Origin of the sequence: Tropicimonas sp. TH_r6 (genome assembly GCF_033101155.1) — a bacterium.
In the GTDB taxonomy this organism is placed as follows: Bacteria; Pseudomonadota; Alphaproteobacteria; order Rhodobacterales; family Rhodobacteraceae; genus Tropicimonas.
On sequence record NZ_JAWMPX010000003.1, the window covers coordinates 78,407 to 99,714 of the forward strand.

Here is a 21,308-nt window from a genome sequence, read left to right on the forward strand (position 1 = left end):
CCCGGAAGGACCACAGGGAGCTGACATGAAGCAGTATCACGACGCGCTGCGCACCGTCCTCGACGAAGGGCACGAAAGCAGCGACCGAACCGGCACCGGCACGATCTCCCATTTCGGCCTGCAACTGCGCTTCCCGCTCTCGGACGGCTTCCCTCTCGTCACGACGAAGAAGCTCCACCTTCGTTCCATAATCCACGAACTTCTGTGGTTCCTCTCCGGCGACACCAATATCGGCTACCTGAAGGAGAACGGCGTCTCGATCTGGGATGAATGGGCCGACGAAAACGGCGATCTCGGTCCCGTTTACGGCCATCAATGGCGCCATTTCCCGAAGCTCGAAGCCACCGGCACGAAGAAATATGGCCGTCCGCTCTTTCATGCGGGCGAGGTCGATCAGATTACGGATCTTGTTGAAACCATAAAGAAATCCCCCGACTCCCGTCGCCTCATCATCTCCGCCTGGAACCCCGCCGACGTTCCCGATATGGCACTGCCGCCTTGCCACACGCTCTGGCAGGTCCGTATCCTGTCGGGCAAGCTCCACCTGCAACTCTACCAGCGCTCCGCGGACATGTTCCTCGGCGTGCCTTTCAACATCGCCTCCTACGCGCTGCTGCAAACCATGCTCGCCCATGTCACCGGCTATGAGCCAGGTGATTTCGTCCACACATTCGGCGACGCCCATATCTATTCCAACCATATGGAACAGGTCCAAACCCAACTCGCCCGGACGCCGAAACCGCTCCCGCGCCTCCGCCTCAAACGCGACGTGAGCTCGATCTTCGACTTCCGATACGAGGATTTCGAGGTCATCGGCTATGAGCCGGACCCGGCAATCCGCGCCCCGGTGGCCGTCTGATGCTGACCCTGATCGCGGCCCGCGCCCGCAACGACGCCATCGGCAAGGACAACACCATCCCCTGGTTCGCGCCCGAGGATCTCGCCCACTTCCAGCGCGAAACGCTCGGCGGCGCGCTCATCATGGGTCGACGCACCTGGGAAAGCCTTCCCGTCAAACCTTTGAAAAAGAGATTGAATTGTGTCGTCTCTTCGGATCTGACCCTGGCCGAGCATGTCTTCGCCACCCCCGCTGCCGCCATCGACGCCGCGCGATCCGCCGGCTATCACCGCCTCTACGGCATCGGCGGCGAAGCGATTTACCGAGCGCTCCTGCCACAGGCAGACCGCCTCATGATCACCGAGGTCGGGATAACGATAGACGCAGCGGACGCGGTCTTCCCGGAATTCGACCCTGCCGAGTGGCGCGAGACCGGACAAGCCATCCTACGAACCCAAGATCCGGCCTGCACATTGCACGAATACCTGCGACGCTGATCCGGCCTTTACTATCAAGCTTTTGAGTCACAGGGCCTCCATTCTTTCTCCACACTGAGTGTTGACAGTTGACAGTCGGACTCCCCTTTGCGCAGTTTTGGACAAAACAAACCGAGGCAGAGCAGTCCAATGACAAAGAACCTGGCGCTACTCCTAGCGCTGCTCGGCATGCTTGCGGCATGCGGAGATGGCGACGGGACAAACCCGGTCAACAATCCGGGCAGCGACGAAGAAACCGACGACTCCGAAACGGAGGACGATGAAACCGAAACCGCGTCGGATTCGATCATACGTTACGAGGAACAGGACGAAAGCACCGGGAACGGCTACGTAACCTCCGTCAGCTATGATGCGGAGAACGATACGTTCACCGTCGACAATATCGGTTTCGACGCCGACAACGTCTATGACCGCGATGATCAGGTCGCCTCGCTTGGCCCCTTCGCCTTGTATGAAGCCTCTGACACGTTTTACGACTCGGTCACCGGTGAGAAGATCAGCCAGTTGACCGACTACAAGGCGCTCTACGGTGTCTCGACCAGCGGCCAGACCGAATTCGCCATCGTGCGTACCGGCGCCTACGTGGATTACGGCTTCGGTGGCTACATGTATGCGCGCAACGGCTCGGTCACTTTGCCGACCTCAGGCCAGGCGTCCTATACGGGTGACTATGCCGGCCTGCGTGACTTCAAAAGCCGTGGCGATCTCGAATATGTCACCGGAGACATGAATGTCGCCATCGATTTCGAGGATTTCAACGACGGCAGCGCCGTTCAAGGGTCGGTCTACAACCGCCGCGTCTATGACACGAGCGGCAACGACGTTACCGACGACATCCTAACAGCCATTGGCAGCAGCTCTGACTCGCTTCCGACAGTTACATTCTCAATCGGGCCAGGCGTGCTCTCCGACAATGGCGAACTGACCGGCGAACTCGCCTCCTACTACTACAACAGCAGCGGCGCGCTCGAGACCTTTGAATCCGGGAACTACTACGCGGTTATCTCCGGCAACAGCGCCGAAGAAATCGTTGGGGTGATCGTCATCGAGTCGGATGACCCCCGCTATGAAGGCGTGACTGCTCGTGAGACCGGTGGTTTCATTCTCTATCGATAAACCCGGCAGTGGGCTGCGTGCCCGCCGCTGGCTCAGCCTCGCGCTTGGCGCCTCCCTTGCCGTGGGAGGCGCCCTGTCCGCGTGGGCCGAGACCGTGACCCTCTCGCCAGTTGAGATGCGTGACGCGGCTGTCCTCTCGCTCGAGACCGGCAATGCCGAACAGGCCCGACGCCTCACCGACGCTTTGCTTGGGCGTGACAGCGCCGATGTCGAAGCGATGGTTCTCAACTCCCGCGCCCTGCGCGATCTCGGCCAGTATGACGCGGCGCTCGAACAGGCGCGCGCCGCCTACCGGCTGGCCGAAACCGATCCCGAGATCTACGCCGCCGCCCTCGCCCGAGCCCAGGCCCTCTCCTCGCTCGGCGCCCGCACACGCGCGCAACTCTGGCTGCGCATGGCCAGCGAACACGCCCCCAACGAGGAAGCCCGCGCCCGCGCCATTCGCGATTTCCAGTATGTGCGCAGCCGCAACCGCTGGAACACCCGGCTCAGCTTCTCGCTCGCACCGACCTCCAACGTCAATGACGGCTCCACCCATGATACGATCAGCTATGGCGGGTTGCAGGGTGTCGTGCTCGACGGGGCGGCAAGGGCGCTGTCCGGGCTCTCCTATTCCGGCCGGGTCACCACGCGCTACCGCTTCTCCGAAGGCAAGCATCACCAGACCGAGGTTGGCCTGCACCTCTTCCACGAGAGCTACATCCTCTCCGACGAGGCACAAGAGATCGCCCCCGATGCCGAGGGCGACGATTTTGCCTATAGCTCCGTCGCGATCGGCCTGCGCCACAAATGGCGGCCGGGCGACTGGAGGACCCCGCTGGAATTCTCGCTCCTCTACGGGCGCGGCTGGTATGGCGGCGAGGACTATTCGCGCTACACCCGATCCTCCGTCGGCCGCCCCTTCATCCTGTCGAAGAGCACCCTGCTGCGGATCGAGGCCGGCGGTGAGCATTTCTACCGGGTCATCGATGACGCCACCCAACGTTCCTATCATGCCGGCGCAACGCTGCTGCACGAGTTCGAAAATGGCGGCGGGCTGCGCCTCTCCTTCGGCCTGCGCGACAGCCACTCCGATCTCGGGTCGCTCGACTACACCCGCAAGCTCGCCGGCATCGCCTACACGCTGCCCAAACCTGTCGCGAAAGCCCGTGCCACCCTGGAATTCGACTATGAGCAAAAGCTCTACGACGCTTTCCCGACCCTCGACACGGTCGGCCCCTTCATCGTTTTGCGCGACACGGAGCGCCTCGACCACCGCCGCGCCCTCGGCCTGAGCCTGTTTTTCGACCAGGTCGATTATTACGGCTTCTCCCCCACCGTGACCCTGCGCCACGCGGAAACCCAGTCCACTGACGACCGTTATGACACGGTCGATACCGGCGTCCATTTCGGCTTCCGTTCGAATTTCTGACCCGCTTGCCGATTTCCTCTCGCCGCAAATCCCGCTAGGGTGCGGACAACCGAATTACGGGAGAAGACGGCAATGAAGATCAGCTATCTGCACACGATGGTCCGGGTGAAGGATCTCGAAAAATCCATGGCGTTCTACAAGCTCCTCGGTCTCGAGGAGACCCGGCGCCACGACAGCGAAGGGGGCCGTTTCTCGCTCATCTTCATGGCGCCGCCGGACCAGCCGGATTGCCCGGTCGAGTTGACCTGGAACTGGGATGGTGATGACGAGTTGCCCTCCGACAGCCGGCATTTTGGCCACCTCGCCTATGAAGTCGAGGATATCTACGCCATGTGCCAGAACCTGTTGGACAATGGCGTCACCATCAACCGGCCTCCGCGCGATGGCCGGATGGCCTTCGTCCGCTCGCCGGACAATATCTCCGTGGAGTTGCTGCAGGCCGGCGAGAGCAAGGAACCCGCCGAGCCCTGGACCAGCATGGAGAACATTGGCCACTGGTAGGGTCTTCGGTCGGCTGGCCATGCTGCTCGGCTTGGCCTGCCTGCTCTCTGCGTCGCCGCTTGCGGCGCAGGGCCCTTGCCGAATGTCGTTGCAACTGGGGCTGGATGTCTCTGGCTCGGTCGATTCCAGCGAGTACCGGCTGCAACTCGACGGGCTGGCCCAAGCGCTTCTGGACCCGGAGGTCCAGGCCGCGTTGCTTTCCATGCCGCAGATCCCGGTCGCGATCTCTGTCTTCGAATGGAGCGGCCGCGGATCGCAACGCCTGGTGTTTGACTGGAAACTGATGCGGAACGAGGCGGACCTCCTGACACTCGCCGATCACTTGCGCCGGGCCACGCGCCGCGAGATGTCTGTCAGTACCGGATTGGGCGCGGCGATGCTTTTCGCCGCAACCCGGCTGAGCGCGGCCCCTGCTTGCTCGCGCAATGTTCTCGACATTTCTGGCGACGGAAAGAACAATGATGGCCCACGCCCCCAGGACGCCGATGACGCCGCGCTCGCGGGGTTGCATGTCAACGCCCTGATCATTGGCCCGAATCGTCCCGGCGCGGTTGGCGCGCAGGCGCGGGAGGCAACTGAGCTCACGGCATATTTCCGCGCTTATGTCCTGCGCGGGCCGGATGCCTTTGTCGAGGTCGCCGAGGGATACGACGACTATGCCGAGGCAATGAAACGAAAACTTCTCAAGGAGTTACAGGTCATCGTCATTGGACAGGCTCCACTTCGCTTCCAAAACTGACCTGATCGATCCGAGAAACCTAACCTCGCGCCCCGCATATCGAAACGACACGTGCCTGATCGCACCGATTCCTCTCTGAGCAACTCATCTGTCGTCAGCAGATGCCTCCTCCCTCCTTCCCGCGCCCCAATCACCAACGCCGAAACCTCCGGTCTCACCGTCTTGGGAGAGCTTCGGGAACAACCTCCGACGTCAACCGCCTCCAAGGCCGTTCCAAAACGGCAAACCGCCCGCCGGTCCAACCAGCGAGCGGTTTGAAGAAGGTCGTCCGAATGCCGAATAGCGGATGGCGCCTCGGAAAGACCGTCAGTAAATATAACGGATCTGGTCCGTCCAGTAGCGCTCCATGCGCCGGAGAGCCGTGGTGATATCCTCCAGCCCTTCCATGGTAATGATCTCGCGATCCACCAATCCGCCGGCATGGCGTTCGAAGAGCTCGGTGACGATACGGCGAATCTCCCGTCCTTTCTCCGTCAGACGGACGCGGACCGCCCGCCGGTCAATCTCGCAGCGTTGATGATGCATGTAGCCCATCTCCACCAGTTTCTTGAGATTGTAGGAGACGTTCGAGCCCTGATAATAGCCGCGGGTCTTGAGCTCGCCGGCCGTCACCTCGTTATCGCCGATATTGAACAGCAGGAGCGCCTGGACCGCGTTGATATCAAGGATCCCGACACGTTCGAACTCGTCCTTGATCACGTCCAGCAGTAACCGGTGCAGGCGCTCGACCAATGCCAGCGTATCGAGATACCCCGTCATGAACCCATGGCCCCGCCCGGGTGCGACACTGCTGTGAATGCTCATTGCTGGCCTCCGCTTGGCTCTCTCTTTGGCCAATTCATAGAGGCAAAAGTCCCAACAAGCCGTTAAGTCGGCTCAAAAACTACGACAATCGACGCAATCAATGCGCGGTACCGTGAGCCTTGGCATGTTCGGAGATCTTCGCGAAGAGCTCGACATATTGCTCCGGGATCGGGTCCAACCCGGTGATCCAGCGCAGCAGGTCCTGATCCATCTCGCCCAACAGCGCTTCGTAGAGATCCAGCTCGGCATCGTCCATGCCCGCAAGCTTGTCATCCGAGTAGTGCCCCAGAACGAGGTCCATTTCCTTGATGCCCCGCCGCCAGGAGCGCATAAGCAGCCGCTTCAGACGGTTTTCGCGCGTTTCTTCAGTCATTCCTCGGTCGCCTCCAAAAGGGCCGTCCGGAGCCTTTTCTCGACACGGGCCAGCCGATCGGCCGCATCATCGACCTCGGCACGGATCTGGCGCATTTCCAGAAGCAATGCGCGCACTTCTGGCACAAGCGTCGCCTCCTCCTCGGCGGGGCCGTCCAGCCCCTCGCCTTCTCCATTGAGCAGCCACATCAGCGACACGCCCAGCACGCCCGACAGCATTTGCAGCTTGTTGGCGCGCGGTTCGCTGAGATCGTTTTCCCAGGCACGAACGGTTTTCACCTTGACCCCGAGTCGCCGGGCGAGGCCCGGCTGATCCAGCCCGAGCGCTTCGCGCGCGCCAGCTACACGGTCTCCGAATGTCGCGGTTTCCGCGCCATACCAGTCGGTCTTGTCATGCATCGGGGTCTCCATGCGGTCGGTTAATCCTTGAATGGCCCGGAGTGCAAGCCTAAGAAGCCTGCGGACCTTACCCTGAGACAACAAGACCGGAGGCCCTGAATGTCTTTTCTGTCCGCGACCCTCGACCGGGTGAAACCGTCGCCGACCATCGCCGTGTCGACCAAAGCCCGCGAACTCAAGGCCGCCGGCAAGGACGTGATCGGCCTTGGCGCAGGCGAGCCCGATTTCGACACGCCCGACAACATCAAGGCCGCCGCCAAGGCCGCGATTGATGCCGGCGACACCAAATACACCGCGCCGGACGGCACGCCCGCCCTGAAGGCGGCGATCTGCGCCAAGTTCAAGCGCGATAACGGGCTGGACTACACGCCGGCGCAAGTGTCCGTCGGCAATGGCGGAAAGCAGATCCTGATCAACGCGCTGATGGCCACGCTCAACCCCGGCGACGAAGTCATCATCCCGGCCCCCTACTGGGTGTCCTACCCGGACATGGTGCTGCTGTCGGGTGGTGAGCCGGTGATCGTCGAGGCCACGGCCGAGACCTCCTACAAGCTGACGCCGGAGGCGCTCGAAGCTGCCATCACCGACAAGACCAAGTGGTTCATCTTCAACTCGCCGTCGAACCCGACCGGCGCGGCCTATTCCTGGGACGAGCTGAAAGCGCTCACGGATGTGCTGGTCAAGTACCCGCATGTCTGGGTGATGACGGACGATATGTACGAGCATCTCGTCTATGACGACTTCAAGTTCTGCACGCCCGCCGAGGTCGAGCCCACGCTCCATGACCGCACGCTGACCTGCAACGGCGTCTCCAAGGCCTATGCGATGACCGGCTGGCGGATCGGCTATGCGGGCGGCCCCGAGAAGCTGATCAAGGCGATGGGCAAGATCCAGTCGCAATCGACCTCCAACCCCTGCTCCATCAGCCAGGCGGCCGCGGTCGAGGCGCTGAACGGGACACAGGACTTCATCCCCGAGAACAATGTGGTCTTCAAGCGTCGCCGCGACATGGTCGTGGACCTGCTGAACGAGGCCGAGGGCATCACCTGTCCGAAGCCGGAAGGCGCCTTCTATGTCTATCCCTCCGTCGAGGGCTGCATCGGCAAGACCTCGCCGGCGGGCGTCAAGATCGAGAATGACGAGATCTTCGCCACGGCGCTGCTGGAGGAGAAGGGCGTTGCCGTCGTCTTCGGTGCGGCTTTCGGCCTGGAACCCTGCTTCCGCGTTTCCTATGCGACCTCGGACGAGAATCTCAAGGAAGCCTGCAGCCGGATCAAGGATTTCTGCGCCTCGCTCAGCTGAGCCATACCAGACCAGAAATCACGCCGCTCCCTTCGGGGGGCGGCGTTTTTGTTTGGGAAAGCCAAGGTTGAAGACCCATCGACCTTTCTCACAGAAACACAGGAAACCGCGCCCTCGTCCGCGCAGCGTAGTTACCCCCAAACATCGATGGGCCACCGACATCTCGTTCGCGCTCTGCCTAACACCCGCAATTCCGGCCTACAGATCACACCCGCTGCCCGTGGACCGTTCGCGCTCCATCCGTCGATAGAACTCCGCCAGGCTCTTGCGGCGCTCGGCGCGGAACGTCTCGCCGGTCTCCGTCAATGCGCCGATCCGGTCGAGCCGGAACATGCGGAAATCCTCCCGCAACTCGCACCAGGCCACCAGGGTCCAGACCTTTCCCCAGAACCACAGACCAAGCGGGCGGATTCGCCGGCGACTCGGTTGGGCCTCGGCATCGGAATAGGCGATCTCCAGCAGCTTGCGCGCCTCCACCGACGCCTCCAGGAAGTCCACACGCTCACGCAAGGCATCCGTCATCTCCGGTGCAATGCTGTGAACCTGCACTGCGGCGGCCCTCTCGCGCTCTGGTTCCGGCAGCACGGAGGCGATCTTCACCAACGCCTCCTCCGCCCCGCGCGCCATCGAGGCACCGCCCCAGGCGCGGATTAGCCGCGCTCCGGCGACCAGCGCCACGATCTCGTCGCGCGAGAACATCAGCGGCGGCATCTCGTAACCACCCTGCATCACGTAGCCGACCCCGGCCTCACCATCGACGGGCACGCCCGAGGCCTGGAGATCGGCGATGTCGCGATAGATCGTCCGCTCCGAGACCTCGAGCCGTTCAGCCAGTTGCCGCGCCGTGACGAGCCGACCGCCGCGCAGATGTTGCACGATCTGGAAGAGGCGGTCGGCCCGCCGCATCAGGCGGCGGCCTCGAAGAAGGCGATAGAGTTACCGTCGGGGTCATTGCAGTAGAAGAACCGCCCCGGCGGGATGGTGATGACCGGCGAAATCTCCGTCGCGCCGGCCTGTGTCACCCGCTCCACCGCCTCTTCCAGCGAGCCGGCTGCGGCGAAATGAATGGTCGGGCCGCTGCCGTCGCCGGCCGGCTTGCCGGGATAGAGATGGCCCGCCACGCCACTCTTCTCATCCTCGGTCACGAACATCGCGATCGGGTTGGGGCCCATATCCGTGATCTTCTTGAGGCCGATCCCGGTCGTCTTGGCATAAAAGGCCATGGCCCGGTCGAGATCGCTCACAGGGATTTCGGTCCAGACGACTGCATGTTGCGGCAGATAGCTCATCGGTAACTCCTTGGGTTCATAAAATCCGATAGCGACCTTCTCGCATAGCCCTCCTGACAGCGTTCTGTCAGGAGCCGTGTCCACGCAGCACATAGATTCCCCTTTCGGCACCTGCCGCATCGCAGCATTCATTTGACAGACGCCGGATCTGCCGCCACTACCCTGTACCCAATGGGATAACGGGAGGTTCTCCATGGACAAGGTATACGGCAGCGCCACCGAGGCGCTGGACGGTTTGTTGCAAGACGGAATGCTCATTGCCGCGGGGGGCTTTGGCCTCTGCGGCATTCCGGAGCTGCTTTTGAATGCGATCAAGGATAGCGGCGTGAAGGACCTGACCTTCGCGTCGAACAATGCCGGCGTCGATGATTTCGGCATCGGCATCCTGCTGCAGACCAAGCAGGTCACGAAGATGATGTCGTCCTATGTGGGCGAGAACGCGGAGTTCATGCGGCAATATCTCTCCGGCGAGCTGGAGCTGGAATTCAACCCGCAGGGCACGCTGGCCGAGCGCATGCGCGCCGGAGGCTGCGGCATCCCGGGTTTCTACACCAAGACTGGCGTGGGCACCGTGATCGCCGAGGGCAAGGACCACAAGGACTTCAACGGCGAGACCTATATCATGGAAGAGGGCATCTTCGCCGATCTCTCCATCGTCAAGGCCTGGAAAGCCGACCCGACGGGCAATCTCGTCTTCCGCAAGACGGCGCGGAACTTCAACCCGCCGGCGGCAATGTGCGGCAAGACCTGCGTTGTGGAGGTCGAGGAGATCGTGCCCACCGGCTCGCTCGACCCCGACCTCATTCACCTGCCGGGGATTTATGTGCACCGCATCGTCCAGGGCGAGCACGAAAAGCGCATCGAGCAGCGCACCACCCGTAGCAAGGAGGCGTCGTAATGCCCTGGGATCGCAATGAAATGGCGGCGCGGGCCGCGCAGGAACTTCAGGATGGCTGGTATGTGAACCTCGGCATCGGCATCCCGACGCTGGTTTCCAACTACATCCCCGAAGGCATTGAAGTTACGCTGCAATCCGAGAATGGCATGCTCGGCATGGGCCCCTTCCCTTATGAGGGCGAGGAAGATGCAGACCTGATCAATGCCGGCAAGCAGACGATCACCGAGCTGCCCCAGACGGCATATTTCGACAGTTCTGCCAGCTTCGGCATGATCCGTGGCGGCAAGATCGCCATGGCGATTCTCGGTGCGATGGAAGTGGCGGAGAATGGCGACCTCGCGAACTGGATGATCCCCGGCAAGCTTGTGAAGGGCATGGGCGGGGCAATGGATCTCGTTGCCGGCGTCGGCCGCGTTGTTGTGGTGATGGATCACACCAACAAGAAGGGCGAGAGCAAAGTCCTGCACGAGTGCACCCTGCCCTTGACCGGCAAGGCCGTCGTCGACCGTATCATCACCAATCTTGGTGTGTTGGACGTGGTAGAGGGCGGGTTGAAGATCGTCGAATGTGCGCCGGGAGTCTCCGAAGAGGATCTCCGGGCCGCAACCACGGCAACGCTGGTCTGATCGCAGCCCTGCGGCGGCAATGGCGCTAAGGGCGAAAAATCGAAGGACGCCGGGAACCTCCCCGGCGTTCTTTCTTTTTGGCGACCGAAAGCCGAGCCGCGCCTCCGGATGGACGACGGACTGTTTCCGAAACGTGCCTGCCTCACCCTGCTCCGCTTTGCTGCAGGGAAAGCTCTTCCCGACCTTTCAGTTCGCTCCGGAAGCCCCTATACGCGCGCTTATGAGCCCGTTGAAACTCGCCAATCTGGCGCTCCTGATCCTTTATCCTGTCGCCTGGTTCGCTCCGCTGATGCGAGCAGGGTTGCTGCCGCTCTTCGGGATGAGCGAGATCTCTGTCATCTCCGGACTGCAGTCGCTCTGGAAGACCGATGTCTTCCTGGCCCTGACCGTGACCGTCTTCGCCCTCTTCGCGCCGTATCTGAAAACCGTCGGCCTGGCGCTCGTCCACTTCCGGTTTGCGCGGCGGCGGTTGCTGGCCCCGCTGCACGTCCTTGGCAAGCTCGCCATGGCAGATATCTTCCTGATCGCGCTCTATATCGTGCTCGCCAAGGGCGTCGGCGTCGGCTCGGTTGAGACCGCCTGGGGGCTCTATCTCTTCACCGCCTGCATCCTCGCCTCGCTCGCCATCGGCTTCCTGACCGAAAAGCGCAGCTGACACGCCCCCGGACTCGCCCTTGCCCGCGCCGCGCCGCTGGGGCAGGAAAGGCGCATGGCCAAATCCCAGATCTTCACCTGCAGCGCCTGTGGCGCGAAACATCCGCGCTGGTCGGGGCGTTGCGACGCCTGCGGCGCCTGGAACACGATCCAGGAAGAGACGCCGCTCTCCTCCGGTCCGGCGAAAAAATCGCTCGGAACCAAGGGGCGGCGACTCGAACTGATGGATCTCGCGACCGAAGAGGCCCCGCCGCCTCGCACCTGTTCAGGGATGGAGGAACTGGACCGCGTCTTCGGCGGCGGACTTGTCCCGGCCTCCGCGACGCTGGTTGGGGGCGATCCCGGGATCGGCAAATCGACCCTGCTGCTGCAAGCCGCGGCGCGCTTTGCCGAAGCCGGGCTCTCGGTGGTATATGTCTCTGGTGAAGAGGCCAGCGCGCAGGTGCGAATGCGGGCGCAACGACTCGGGCTCGGCAAGGCCGATGTCAAACTCGCCGCCGAGACCAACCTGCGTGACATTCTGACCACCCTGGACGAGGCAAGGCCCGATCTCGCCATCATCGATTCGATCCAGACCATGTGGGCGGACAATGTCGAGGCCGCGCCCGGCTCTGTCAGCCAGGTCCGCTCGGCCGCACATGAACTCGTAACCTTCGCCAAACGGCGCGGCACGGCAGTCGTGCTTGTCGGACATGTGACCAAAGAGGGACAGATCGCCGGTCCGCGCGTTGTCGAGCACATGGTCGATACGGTGCTCTATTTCGAGGGCGAACGCGGCCACCAGTTCCGCATCCTGCGCGCGGTGAAGAACCGTTTCGGGCCGGCCGACGAGATCGGTGTCTTCGAGATGACCGGCGGCGGGTTGAGCGAGGTGTCCAACCCCTCGGCACTCTTCCTGTCGGATCGAGAAGCCCGCGCGCCGGGCGCGGTGGTCTTTGCCGGCGTTGAAGGAACACGCCCGGTTCTCGTTGAATTTCAAGCTCTTGTCGCCCCATCTCCCACTCCACAGGCGCGCCGCACAGTGGTCGGTTGGGACGGTTCGCGGCTGGCGATGATCCTCGCGGTGCTGGAATCGCGCTGCGGGATTCCCTTCGCCGGACTCGATGTATATCTCAACGTGGCGGGCGGCATGCGCGTCAACGAACCGGCCGCCGACCTCGCTGTCGCCGCCGCGCTGCTCTCCGCCCGAGAGGACGCTGCCCTGCCGGCGGATATGGTCGTCTTCGGCGAGATCAGCCTCTCGGGCGCGCTGCGTCCTGTGGGTCAGACAGAAAACAGGTTGAAAGAGGCGCGAAAACTTGGTTTCTCCCAAGCGACTCTTCCGGAGCGGTCCGCGGGGCCCCTGCCGGAGGGTGTGTCCTTGCGTCGGATCACGGATCTGGCGGGGTTTGTGGGTGAAATATTCGGCGCAGGTTAGACGCCGGTAACGGAACTGTCCGGGGGCAGGAAGGTAAGCACATGGAAGGCTTCACAATCGTCGACGCAGGCGTCGCGGTCATAATTCTGTTTTCGGCAATCCTCGCCTATTCGCGCGGCTTCGTTCGTGAAGCGTTGGCGATCGCCGGCTGGATTGCGGCGGCCGTACTCGCCTATATCTTCGCGCCACAGGTCGAACCCCTGGTGCGCGAGATCCCGGTGCTCTCGGATTTCCTCGACAATTGTACCGCTTCGACCATCGCCGCCTTTGCCGGCGTCTTCGCATTGGCGCTGATCGTCTTCGCGCTGTTCACGCCGGTCTTCTCCTCGCTTGTGCAACGCTCGGCGCTCAATGCGATCGACCAGGGCCTGGGGTTCCTCTTCGGTGTGCTTCGCGGCATGCTGCTCGTGGTGATCGCCCTTGTGGTCTACGAGTTCGCCCTTGGCAACGAGGGTTACGCGCCCGTCGATGACAGCCGGTCGGCGCAGGTCTTTGCCTCGATGAAAGACAGCGTCAGCGGCGAGATCGCGGATCAGGAAACGGCCCTGAAATGGCTGACCGACAAGTTCGAAAGCCTGATCGAGACCTCCTGCGCCCCGAGTGGCAGCGCCAACTGACGCACGTCACGGGACGGCTCGCCAACCTCGAACCGAGGTCTGGCGCGGCGTCATTTCAGCAGTGAGCCTATTCGAGCGCCCGCATGACGTCCGTGCGTTGCGCAGGAGTGGCCGCTCCAAGCCGCCGAGATGGTCCCGGAAATGTCCCGCAGGCGCGGAGCGCTGCGAGAGAGCCTTTTGAAAGGTCTGACCCGAGATGTGCGGCTGTTTCCTGCCGATCAGGTGAATCTGGCGGCTTGTTGTTTGCCGCCAGCGGGCCTAAGGGGGCGTTATGTCCAAATCGATGACCCCTTCCGGGCACGCCCGCGCGTTGCTCGTTCTCGGCTTGCCTCTTGTCGGCGGGCACCTGGCGCAATTCGCGGTTCAGGTGACCGACACGATCATGCTGGGCTGGTACGATATCGAAGCGCTGGCAGCCGTCGTTTTGGCCGGGTCTTTCTTCTTCACCCTTTTCATTATGGGCTCGGGCTTTGCTTTCGCCGTCATGCCGCTCGTGGCCGCCGCCAGCGAGAATGGCGAGGGCGATGCCCAGATCCGGCGCGTGACACGCATGGGGATGTGGATCTCGCTCCTCTACTCGGCCGTCGCCCTGCCGCCGCTGCTCTTCGCCGAGCCGATCCTGCTTGCGATCGGGCAGACACCTGAGATCGCCGCTGATGCCGCGCTCTACCTCGACATTGCGGCTTGGGGCATCGTGCCGGCGCTTGGCGTGATGGTGTTGAAATCCTACCTCTCGGCTCTGGAGCGGGCGCAGGTTGTTCTCTGGGTCACCATCATCGCTGCGCTGGTCAATGCGGGCGTGAACTACCTGCTGATCTTCGGGTCCTTCGGCTTCCCGGAAATGGGCGTCCGCGGCGCGGCCGTGGCCTCGCTCTCGGTCCACATCGTCTCGCTGCTCGGGCTTGCGCTCTATGCAGCGCGCAGATTCCCGCAACACGCGCTGTTCCAGCGGTTCTGGCGCCCGGACTGGCCGGCTTTCGTACAGGTCTTCCGGCTCGGCTGGCCGATCGGTCTGACCACCGTCTCCGAAGTCGGGCTGTTCACGTTCTCCGCCGTGATGGTCGGCTGGCTCGGCGCAATTCCACTGGCCGCGCACGGAATCGCTCTGCAATGTGCCTCGGCAACCTTCCTCGTCCATTTGGGTCTGTCCAACGCCTGTACGATCCGGGTCGGCAAGGCGATGGGGCGAAAGGATTTTCAACACCTACGGCGTGGCGCGGAAGTTGCCATCGCGATGTCGGTCGTGGTGTCGGCGGTGACCATCGCCGCTTTCCTGACCTGGCCGGAGCTGTTCCTGAGCCTGTTCATCGACCCGTCGGATCCACGCAAACCGGAGATCCTCGCGCTCGGGGTCGGGCTGATGACCATGGCCGCCCTGTTTCAACTTGCCGATGGTGGTCAGATCATTGCCCATGGGCTGCTGCGCGGCATCCAGGACACGCGCAAACCGCTGATCATCTCCGTGATCTCCTATTGGCCGATCGGTCTCGGCTCGGGCTATATCCTTGGAATACGGATGGAATATGGCGTTATGGGGATCTGGTCAGGCCTCGTCTTCGGGCTGGTCGTAGCCGGGATCCTGCTGATGTTCCGCTTCTGGGCGCGGAGCCTTCCGGCCCTGGACGCATCGGCCCGCTGAACGGCGTCAGTCCCGGCTTGTCTGTACCTTGCTCAGCCTGTCGGCCTTCTTGCGCACGAGGGTCGAGCGCAGATCGTGCATGGCCAGAAGAAGCGAGTCCGTGATCTCTTCGAGCTGTTTATCCGTGGCCTTGGACTGGACCCATTGCGTGGTGATGTTCATGTGATCGACCGCACGCAGGATGTCGTCGACATCGCGCCGGGCAAGCAGCGCACGCCGCTCCTCCATCCAGGCGTCGATGGCGGCGCGCTCATGATCATTCAGGACACGCGCGCCCTGGGGACGGACATCGCCATTGCGGATGTTGAGCACGGCGATCTGCTCCATGTCGATGCGGCGCTGGCGATTTTCCGTATCGATCCGGAACACAGCCGCGCCGTTCTCGCGCACGCGGAAATAGAATTCTGGGAGATCCGTCATCATTTTCACCGGCTGTCCATATTTCGCGGCACCCTATTGGGCCGGACCCTAGGTGTCAAAGCGGTCAAAAAGAGAGGTCAGCGCACCCGGCCGGCGACCGGGATGCGCCAGTCCGGAACATTGGAGATGAGCTTTGATTGGCTCCGGACAGGGGCGCCGGGCCACGGTCCAGCGCGGTCACGGTGCCCGTCAGCCAGGGCGATTTGAAATCGCAGATAACGGCGGCCTGGTCCGTGGACCACCCCCCGCCCTACTCTTCCGTCTTGGCCTTGCTCGCCGTCTTCTTCGCCGCGGGTTTCTTGGCCGCTGGTTTCTTCTTCGCGGCAGCTTTCTTCTTCGGCGCCGCCTTCTTGCGCGTCGGCTTCTTGCCGGCCTTCTCCGTGATCAGTTCGACGGCCTGCTCCATGGTCACTGTCAGCGGGTCCGTGTCCTTGGGCAGGGTCGCGTTGATCTTTTCCCATTTCACGTAGGGACCATAGCGCCCCTCCATGACATTGACCGGCCCGCCGGCATCGGGATGCTCGCCCAGTTCCTTGAGTGGCTTGGCCGCCGTGCGACCCCGCCCGCCCGGATTGGCGCGTTTCTCGGCCAGCATCTCCACGGCGCGGTTCATGCCGACCTCGAAGACCTCTCCCGGATCTTTCAGGTTGGCATAGGTCGGTTTTTCAGCACCTTCGGCGGTATGGGCGATATATGGTCCGAACCGTCCGAAATTGGAGGTGATCATCCCGCCTTCGGGATGCTCGCCAATCTCTCGCGGCAGGCTGAGCAGCGTCAGCGCCTTTTCGAGATCCATGTCCTCGGCCTGCCAGCCGCGCGGCAGGCTTGCCCGCTTGGGCTTGGGGTTTTCCTCGGTGAGGTCACCGCGCTGGACGTAATGACCAAAGCGGCCATCGCGCAGGGTGATCTTGTCCTCGCCATCCATGCCCAGCAGCTTGCCATCCGGGCCGATGCCGGATTCCTCCGTGCCCGGCGGGCCGAAGGGGCGCGTGTAGCGGCATTCGGGGTAGTTCGAGCAACCGATGAAGGCGCCGCCCGAACGCGCTGTGCGCATGCTCAGGCGCCCATTGCCGCAATTGGGACAGGTGCGCGGGTTGCTGCCATCCTCGGTCGGCGGGAAGAGATGCGGCTCCAGCACCTCGTTGATCTTCTCCAGCACTTCGGTGATGCGCAACTCGGCGGTCTCGGCGACGGCGGCCGAGAAATCGCGCCAGAACGCGGTCAGCACCGCCTTGTAATCGGCCTCGCCGGCGGAGACATGGTCCAGCTCCGCTTCCAGCCCGGAGGTGAATTCATAGCCGACATATTGCCGGAAGTAGTTCATCAGGAAGGCGATGACGAGCCGGCCCTTGTCCTCGGGGAACAGCCGGTTCTTCTCCTTTCGGACATAGCCACGGTCCTGAATCGTGGTGACGATGGAGGCATAGGTCGAGGGCCGGCCGATGCCGAGCTCCTCCATCCGCTTGACCAGCGTAGCCTCCGTGTAACGCGGCGGCGGCTGGGTGAAATGCTGCTCCGGCGTGACCTGCCGCTTCTCGGCCGGCTCGCCCTGCATCACCTGCGGCAGACGCTTGTCGTCATCATCGGTGGCGACATCGTCGCGGCCTTCCTCGTAGACCCGCAGGAAACCGTCGAAGAGTACAACCTGACCGGTGGCGCGAAGACCGACCTGACCGTCGGCGCTGGCGATATCGACCGTGGTCCGTTCCATCTTCGCCGCTTCCATCTGGCTCGCGAGGGTCCGCTTCCAGATCAGGTCATAGAGCTTGCGTTGATCCGGTTCGGAGACGCGCAGGCTCGCCGCGTCGCGGGTCATATCCGTGGGGCGGATACATTCGTGGGCCTCTTGCGCGTTCTTGGCCTTGTTCTTGTAGATGCGCGGGCTGGCAGGGACGTATTCCTTGCCATAGCGCGCGGCAATCGCGTCGCGGGCAGCCGATACGGCTTCCGGCGCCATGTCGATGCCATCGGTCCGCATGTAGGTGATAAGACCGGCTTCGTAGAGACGCTGGGCGGCGTTCATCGCCTGTCGCGCGCCCATGCCGAATTTCCGGCTGGCTTCCTGCTGCAGGGTCGAGGTCATGAAGGGCGCGGACGGGTTCCGGCTGGCGGGCTTGGCCTCGACAGCGGAGATGGTCAGATCGCGCGAATTGATCGCCTGCACGGCCATCTCGGCCGCGGTGTCATTGCCGATATCGAACTTGTCGAGCTTCTTGCCCGCGAGCGTGGTCAGGCGGGCCTCAAAGGTCTGGCCGCGCGGCGTCGATAGGATGGCCTTGACGGTCCAGTATTCCTGGGGCCGAAACGCCTCGATCTCCATCTCCCGCTCGACGATCAGCCGCAGGCAGACCGACTGTACGCGGCCCGCCGAGCGCGAGCCGGGCAGTTTGCGCCAGAGCACCGGCGAGAGGTTGAAGCCGACGAGATAGTCCAGAGCGCGGCGGGCGAGATAGGCATCGACCAGCGGTTGATCGACCTGGCGCGGGTTCTTCATCGCCTCGGTGACGGCCGTTTTGGTGATCGCGTTGAAGACAACGCGGGAGACCGGCGTGTCCTTCTTGATCGCCCGGCGCTTGCGCAGCGCTTCTTCCAGGTGCCAGGAAATCGCCTCCCCCTCGCGATCGGGGTCGGTTGCGAGGATCAGCGCATTGTCGTCCTTGAGTGCGTCGGCGATGGCCTTCACATGCTTGCGCGAATCGTTGCCGATCTCCCAGAGCATCTCGAATTCATTCTCCGGATCGACCGATCCGTCCTTGGGCGGCAGGTCGCGCACATGCCCGTAGGAGGCCAGCACGGTATAATCGTCGCCGAGATACTTGTTGATGGTCTTGGCCTTGGCAGGCGATTCGACAACGACGACGGGCATGGGAAAACCTTCGGAAATGGGTCGCTCAACTGGCGGGGATACATGTGGCGGTCGCGAGAGCTTGTCAATGCGGTGTCGGGGCAGAAAAGCGCGCACCCTACGGGTGGGTTTTTTCCGACCTTATGCAGAAAGGGCCAAAAGCCCGCCCGGTTGGCGCTGAACAGCGCCCTCCATTTCGAGCTCCAGAAGTTCGCCGGCGACCTTCTGGCTGGGCAGCGCGAGGTCTCGCAGAAGCTGGTCCTCGGCGACGGGAGCCGGGCCGAGCAACGACAGGATCCGCGCACGGACGGTTGCGCCGTCGTCCCTATCTTCGGTCGGGGCCGGTCGGCGAGGCGCAACCGGTTCCGGCGCGGCGTCGCGCTCTGGCTGCGCGCGACTGGGGCGCGGCGGGGCGACGATCGGCGAGAGGGAGTCGAGCACATCCTCAGCGCCACGTATCAGGGTGGCGCCGTCCCGGATGAGCTTATTGCAACCGGCCGCGCGCGGGTCGAGCGGGTGACCGGGGATGGCCAGCACGTCCCTGCCCTGTTCGAGCGCCATTCGGGCGGTGATCAGCGTGCCGGAGCGCAGGGCGGCCTCGATGACGATGGTCGCCTGGGAGATGCCGGCGACGATGCGGTTTCGGCGCGGGAAATGGCGCGCCTGCGGGCGCATGCCCATGGGCATTTCAGAGAGGATCAGGCCGGATTCCGCGATCCGGGCGGTGAGGTCGGCGTTTTCGCGCGGGTAGATGACATCGACCCCACCGGCGACGACCGCGATGGTTCCGGTTTCCAGCGCGGCGGCATGCACGATTCCGTCAATGCCACGGGCAAGGCCTGAGACAACAACATGGCCCGCCGCGCCCAGTCCTTCGGCCAGCGCACGGGCGGCGCGGCGGCCGAGGCTTGAGGCGTTGCGGGCTCCGACAAGGGCGAGCGCGGGGCGGGCGGTGAGATCGGTGTCCCCGCGCGCCCAGAGCATCGGGGGCGGATCCGGAATGTGCTGAAGCAGCGCGGGATAGGCGGATTCGCCGATGAAGATTGGCTTTGCGCCCGCGCGCGCGCCCGCCTGCCACTCGCGCTCGACCGTTTCCAGCGGGCAAGGGCTGTAGGAGGAGACGCCTGCGGAGCGGGCAAGGCCGGGCAGCGCGTCAAGCGCGGCGGCGGCGTCGCCATCAGTCTCTGTCATCAAGCGGAAAAAGGTGCTCGTCCCGACGCGGTGAGAGCGCAAGAGACGAAGCCAGCACAATCTGGTTCCTTCCGAGGTGGGTGGTGCGAGGGGGGGTGGGGAAGAAACTATCTCCAAACCGTCGCTACTCCATCTCTTGCTGACATCATGGCTAAGGTGAAAGCGTTAACCACGGGTAAACGGATGAACAAGATTCCCGACTATCTCGCAAGTTTCTGGTATTGGGTTCAAATTCCCATTGGCCTCGAAACGTCCTCGCCGCGCCCCCCCCTGCGGAAGAGGTCGCGGGTTAACGTTGGTAGCCGGGTCAGGCAGCCGATCCGCCGACGGTCAGACCTCCAATCCGCAAAGTCGGCTGGCCAACGCCGACCGGGACCCATTGGCCGGCCTTGCCGCAATTGCCGATGCCGGGATCGAGCGCCATATCATTGCCGATCGCGGTGATCTGGCGCAGAGCCGTGGCACCGTCGCCGATCAGTGTGGCGCCCTTGACCGGGGCACCGAGCTTGCCGTTCTTCACCCGGTAGGCCTCGGTGCAGGAGAAGACGAACTTGCCGGAGGTGATGTCGACCTGCCCACCGCCGAATCCGACCGCGTAGAGGCCATCCTCCAGATCCGCGAGGATCTCGCCAGGATCTGCCTCGCCGCCGAGCATGTAGGTGTTGGTCATGCGCGGCATGGGCGGGTGGGCGTAGCTCTCGCGCCGGCCATTGCCGGTGGGGGCGACCCCCATCAGGCGGGCATTCTGCCGGTCCTGCATATAACCGACGAGGATGCCATCCTCGATCAACACGTTCTTGCCTGAGGGTGTGCCCTCATCATCGACGGAAATTGACCCACGTCGGTCCGGGATGGTGCCGTCGTCGAGCACGGTGACGCCCGGTGCGGCGATGCGCTGGCCCATCAACCCGGCGAAGGCGGAACTGCCCTTGCGGTTGGCGTCACCTTCGAGCCCGTGGCCGATGGCCTCATGCAACAGGATCCCGGGCCAGCCCGGGCCAAGCACCACGTCCATCACGCCGGCGGGGGCGGGTTCGGCTTCCAGATTGACCAGCGCGATGCGCAGCGCCTCGCGGGCCGTGGCCTCCCAGTGGGGGCGGTCGATCAGGCCATCGAGGCCTGCCCGACCGCCGCCGCCCGTCCCGCCCTGTTCGCGCCGCCCGTCCTGCTCGACGATCACGCTCACATTCAGCCGGCTCATCGGGCGGCTGTCGGTGACCAGCGTTCCGTCGGGACGCAGGATGGTGACCTCCTGCAGCGAAGCGGCGAGGGTCGCGGAGACCTGGACGACCCGGGGATCGAGCGCGCGGGCAAAGGCGTCGATCTCGCGAAGTGTCTCGATCTTCACGGGGAATTCGGCATCCGCGATCGGGTTGGCATCCCCATAGAGGCGGCGATTCGTCGCCAGAGGCGCCTCGGCCAGCGTTCCGCCGCCATCTCCCACCGCCAGACGCGCCGTCTCGGCCGCGCGTTTCAGGGCCGCCTCGCTGATCTCGGTCGAATGCGCATAGCCGGTTGTTTCGCCCCGAACCGCGCGCAAACCGAAACCTTCAGCCGCGTCATAGCTCGCCGTCTTCACCCGACCATCATCGAATACCAGGGCTTCCGAGCGCCGCCTTTCGAGAAAAATCTCCCCGTCATCAGCGCCTTGGCAGGCATCAACCAGCACGGACAGCGCCGTCTCGCGCTCCAGATGGGTCTCAAACGGGCGAAAAGCTGTATTTTCGATTGAG

Annotated in this window: 22 protein-coding genes; 13 read left to right on the top strand and 9 right to left on the bottom strand. The window is 63.4% G+C overall.

Translation table 11 applies throughout. The features are described from left to right. Positions 1-25 precede the first annotated feature (25 nt). The 6 genes from R3X27_RS04390 (at position 26) to R3X27_RS04415 (ending at position 5,102) form a co-directional block, all read left to right on the top strand. Positions 26-859, top strand: coding sequence for a thymidylate synthase (locus R3X27_RS04390; RefSeq protein WP_317707614.1), 834 nt, complete (start codon positions 26-28; stop codon positions 857-859). Then, the gene (locus R3X27_RS04395) at positions 859-1,335 is read left to right on the top strand and encodes a dihydrofolate reductase (protein ID WP_317707615.1); all 477 of its coding nucleotides are present in this window, start codon (positions 859-861) and stop codon (positions 1,333-1,335) included. The genes R3X27_RS04390 and R3X27_RS04395 overlap by 1 nt, the downstream gene beginning before the upstream one ends. A gap of 129 nt (positions 1,336-1,464) precedes the next feature. After that, complete coding sequence (locus R3X27_RS04400; protein WP_317707616.1) at positions 1,465-2,451, top strand: hypothetical protein; 987 nt, start codon at positions 1,465-1,467, stop codon at positions 2,449-2,451. Next, positions 2,429-3,862, top strand: a complete 1,434-nt coding sequence (locus R3X27_RS04405; RefSeq protein ID WP_317707617.1) for a surface lipoprotein assembly modifier — start codon at positions 2,429-2,431, stop codon at positions 3,860-3,862. Before R3X27_RS04400 ends, R3X27_RS04405 begins: the two co-directional genes overlap by 23 nt. 72 nt (positions 3,863-3,934) lie before the next feature. Next, positions 3,935-4,363, top strand: a complete 429-nt coding sequence (locus tag R3X27_RS04410) for a VOC family protein (RefSeq protein ID WP_317707618.1) — start codon at positions 3,935-3,937, stop codon at positions 4,361-4,363. Then, positions 4,350-5,102, top strand: a complete 753-nt coding sequence (locus R3X27_RS04415; protein ID WP_317707619.1) for a DUF1194 domain-containing protein — start codon at positions 4,350-4,352, stop codon at positions 5,100-5,102. Before R3X27_RS04410 ends, R3X27_RS04415 begins: the two co-directional genes overlap by 14 nt. 306 nt (positions 5,103-5,408) lie before the next feature. Here the strand turns inward: R3X27_RS04415 and R3X27_RS04420 are convergent, their stop codons facing one another. The 3 genes from R3X27_RS04420 to R3X27_RS04430 form a co-directional block, all read right to left on the bottom strand. After that, positions 5,409-5,906 carry a MarR family winged helix-turn-helix transcriptional regulator gene (locus tag R3X27_RS04420; protein WP_317707620.1) on the bottom strand — a complete coding sequence of 166 codons (498 nt, stop codon included), beginning with the start codon at positions 5,904-5,906 and terminating at the stop codon, positions 5,409-5,411. A gap of 97 nt (positions 5,907-6,003) precedes the next feature. Then, the gene (locus R3X27_RS04425; protein WP_317707621.1) at positions 6,004-6,279 is read right to left on the bottom strand and encodes a succinate dehydrogenase assembly factor 2; all 276 of its coding nucleotides are present in this window, start codon (positions 6,277-6,279) and stop codon (positions 6,004-6,006) included. Continuing rightward, the gene (locus tag R3X27_RS04430) at positions 6,276-6,677 is read right to left on the bottom strand and encodes a multiprotein-bridging factor 1 family protein (RefSeq protein WP_317707622.1); all 402 of its coding nucleotides are present in this window, start codon (positions 6,675-6,677) and stop codon (positions 6,276-6,278) included. Before R3X27_RS04430 ends, R3X27_RS04425 begins: the two co-directional genes overlap by 4 nt. 99 nt (positions 6,678-6,776) lie before the next feature. On the opposite strand from R3X27_RS04430, the gene R3X27_RS04435 reads away from it, so the two are divergent. Next, the gene (locus tag R3X27_RS04435; protein ID WP_317707623.1) at positions 6,777-7,979 is read left to right on the top strand and encodes a pyridoxal phosphate-dependent aminotransferase; all 1,203 of its coding nucleotides are present in this window, start codon (positions 6,777-6,779) and stop codon (positions 7,977-7,979) included. A gap of 198 nt (positions 7,980-8,177) precedes the next feature. Here R3X27_RS04435 and R3X27_RS04440 read toward each other — a convergent pair whose 3' ends face one another. Next, positions 8,178-8,885, bottom strand: coding sequence for a YafY family protein (locus tag R3X27_RS04440; RefSeq protein WP_317707624.1), 708 nt, complete (start codon positions 8,883-8,885; stop codon positions 8,178-8,180). Continuing rightward, entirely contained in the window at positions 8,885-9,268 is a 384-nt protein-coding gene (locus R3X27_RS04445; protein WP_317707625.1) for a VOC family protein, read from the bottom strand. Before R3X27_RS04445 ends, R3X27_RS04440 begins: the two co-directional genes overlap by 1 nt. Before the next feature lie 193 nt (positions 9,269-9,461). Here R3X27_RS04445 and R3X27_RS04450 point away from each other — a divergent pair, with 193 nt between their 5' ends. From R3X27_RS04450 to R3X27_RS04475, 6 genes are all read left to right on the top strand, one after another. After that, the gene (locus R3X27_RS04450; RefSeq protein ID WP_317707626.1) at positions 9,462-10,166 is read left to right on the top strand and encodes a CoA transferase subunit A; all 705 of its coding nucleotides are present in this window, start codon (positions 9,462-9,464) and stop codon (positions 10,164-10,166) included. Beyond that, positions 10,166-10,792, top strand: coding sequence for a CoA transferase subunit B (locus R3X27_RS04455; protein ID WP_317707627.1), 627 nt, complete (start codon positions 10,166-10,168; stop codon positions 10,790-10,792). The genes R3X27_RS04450 and R3X27_RS04455 overlap by 1 nt, the downstream gene beginning before the upstream one ends. Positions 10,793-11,012: 220 nt before the next feature. Continuing rightward, the gene (locus R3X27_RS04460) at positions 11,013-11,447 is read left to right on the top strand and encodes a paraquat-inducible protein A (RefSeq protein ID WP_317707628.1); all 435 of its coding nucleotides are present in this window, start codon (positions 11,013-11,015) and stop codon (positions 11,445-11,447) included. A gap of 54 nt (positions 11,448-11,501) precedes the next feature. Then, positions 11,502-12,863 carry a DNA repair protein RadA gene (gene radA / locus R3X27_RS04465; protein WP_317707629.1) on the top strand — a complete coding sequence of 454 codons (1,362 nt, stop codon included), beginning with the start codon at positions 11,502-11,504 and terminating at the stop codon, positions 12,861-12,863. A 41-nt stretch (positions 12,864-12,904) separates the two neighbouring features. Then, the gene (locus R3X27_RS04470; protein WP_317707630.1) at positions 12,905-13,480 is read left to right on the top strand and encodes a CvpA family protein; all 576 of its coding nucleotides are present in this window, start codon (positions 12,905-12,907) and stop codon (positions 13,478-13,480) included. A gap of 271 nt (positions 13,481-13,751) precedes the next feature. Then, the gene (locus R3X27_RS04475; protein ID WP_317707631.1) at positions 13,752-15,119 is read left to right on the top strand and encodes an MATE family efflux transporter; all 1,368 of its coding nucleotides are present in this window, start codon (positions 13,752-13,754) and stop codon (positions 15,117-15,119) included. Between the two features lie 6 nt (positions 15,120-15,125). Here R3X27_RS04475 and R3X27_RS04480 read toward each other — a convergent pair whose 3' ends face one another. From R3X27_RS04480 to tldD, 4 genes are all read right to left on the bottom strand, one after another. Further along, positions 15,126-15,542 carry a hypothetical protein gene (locus tag R3X27_RS04480; RefSeq protein ID WP_317707632.1) on the bottom strand — a complete coding sequence of 139 codons (417 nt, stop codon included), beginning with the start codon at positions 15,540-15,542 and terminating at the stop codon, positions 15,126-15,128. Between the two features lie 247 nt (positions 15,543-15,789). Further along, positions 15,790-18,405: a type I DNA topoisomerase gene (gene topA, locus R3X27_RS04485; protein WP_317707633.1), complete on the bottom strand. Its 2,616-nt coding sequence runs from the start codon at positions 18,403-18,405 to the stop codon at positions 15,790-15,792. 120 nt (positions 18,406-18,525) lie between these two features. After that, positions 18,526-19,635 (bottom strand): DNA-processing protein DprA, encoded by a 1,110-nt coding sequence (dprA, locus tag R3X27_RS04490; RefSeq protein WP_411572460.1) that lies wholly within the window; start codon positions 19,633-19,635, stop codon positions 18,526-18,528. 247 nt (positions 19,636-19,882) lie between these two features. Continuing rightward, entirely contained in the window at positions 19,883-21,304 is a 1,422-nt protein-coding gene (gene tldD / locus R3X27_RS04495) for a metalloprotease TldD (protein ID WP_317707826.1), read from the bottom strand. Positions 21,305-21,308 lie beyond the last annotated feature (4 nt).

Coding starts and splice junctions, on each gene's coding strand:
- R3X27_RS04410 (WP_317707618.1), top strand. CDS start 3,935: ATGAAGATCAGCTATCTGCACACGATGGTCCGGGTGAAGGATCTCGAA.
- R3X27_RS04450 (WP_317707626.1), top strand. CDS start 9,462: ATGGACAAGGTATACGGCAGCGCCACCGAGGCGCTGGACGGTTTGTTG.
- R3X27_RS04475 (WP_317707631.1), top strand. CDS start 13,752: ATGTCCAAATCGATGACCCCTTCCGGGCACGCCCGCGCGTTGCTCGTT.
- radA (WP_317707629.1), top strand. CDS start 11,502: ATGGCCAAATCCCAGATCTTCACCTGCAGCGCCTGTGGCGCGAAACAT.
- R3X27_RS04460 (WP_317707628.1), top strand. CDS start 11,013: ATGAGCCCGTTGAAACTCGCCAATCTGGCGCTCCTGATCCTTTATCCT.
- R3X27_RS04480 (WP_317707632.1), bottom strand. CDS start 15,542: ATGATGACGGATCTCCCAGAATTCTATTTCCGCGTGCGCGAGAACGGC.
- R3X27_RS04470 (WP_317707630.1), top strand. CDS start 12,905: ATGGAAGGCTTCACAATCGTCGACGCAGGCGTCGCGGTCATAATTCTG.
- R3X27_RS04435 (WP_317707623.1), top strand. CDS start 6,777: ATGTCTTTTCTGTCCGCGACCCTCGACCGGGTGAAACCGTCGCCGACC.
- R3X27_RS04425 (WP_317707621.1), bottom strand. CDS start 6,279: ATGACTGAAGAAACGCGCGAAAACCGTCTGAAGCGGCTGCTTATGCGC.
- topA (WP_317707633.1), bottom strand. CDS start 18,405: ATGCCCGTCGTCGTTGTCGAATCGCCTGCCAAGGCCAAGACCATCAAC.
- R3X27_RS04390 (WP_317707614.1), top strand. CDS start 26: ATGAAGCAGTATCACGACGCGCTGCGCACCGTCCTCGACGAAGGGCAC.
- R3X27_RS04400 (WP_317707616.1), top strand. CDS start 1,465: ATGACAAAGAACCTGGCGCTACTCCTAGCGCTGCTCGGCATGCTTGCG.
- R3X27_RS04430 (WP_317707622.1), bottom strand. CDS start 6,677: ATGCATGACAAGACCGACTGGTATGGCGCGGAAACCGCGACATTCGGA.
- R3X27_RS04420 (WP_317707620.1), bottom strand. CDS start 5,906: ATGAGCATTCACAGCAGTGTCGCACCCGGGCGGGGCCATGGGTTCATG.
- R3X27_RS04455 (WP_317707627.1), top strand. CDS start 10,166: ATGCCCTGGGATCGCAATGAAATGGCGGCGCGGGCCGCGCAGGAACTT.
- R3X27_RS04445 (WP_317707625.1), bottom strand. CDS start 9,268: ATGAGCTATCTGCCGCAACATGCAGTCGTCTGGACCGAAATCCCTGTG.
- R3X27_RS04395 (WP_317707615.1), top strand. CDS start 859: ATGCTGACCCTGATCGCGGCCCGCGCCCGCAACGACGCCATCGGCAAG.
- R3X27_RS04440 (WP_317707624.1), bottom strand. CDS start 8,885: ATGCGGCGGGCCGACCGCCTCTTCCAGATCGTGCAACATCTGCGCGGC.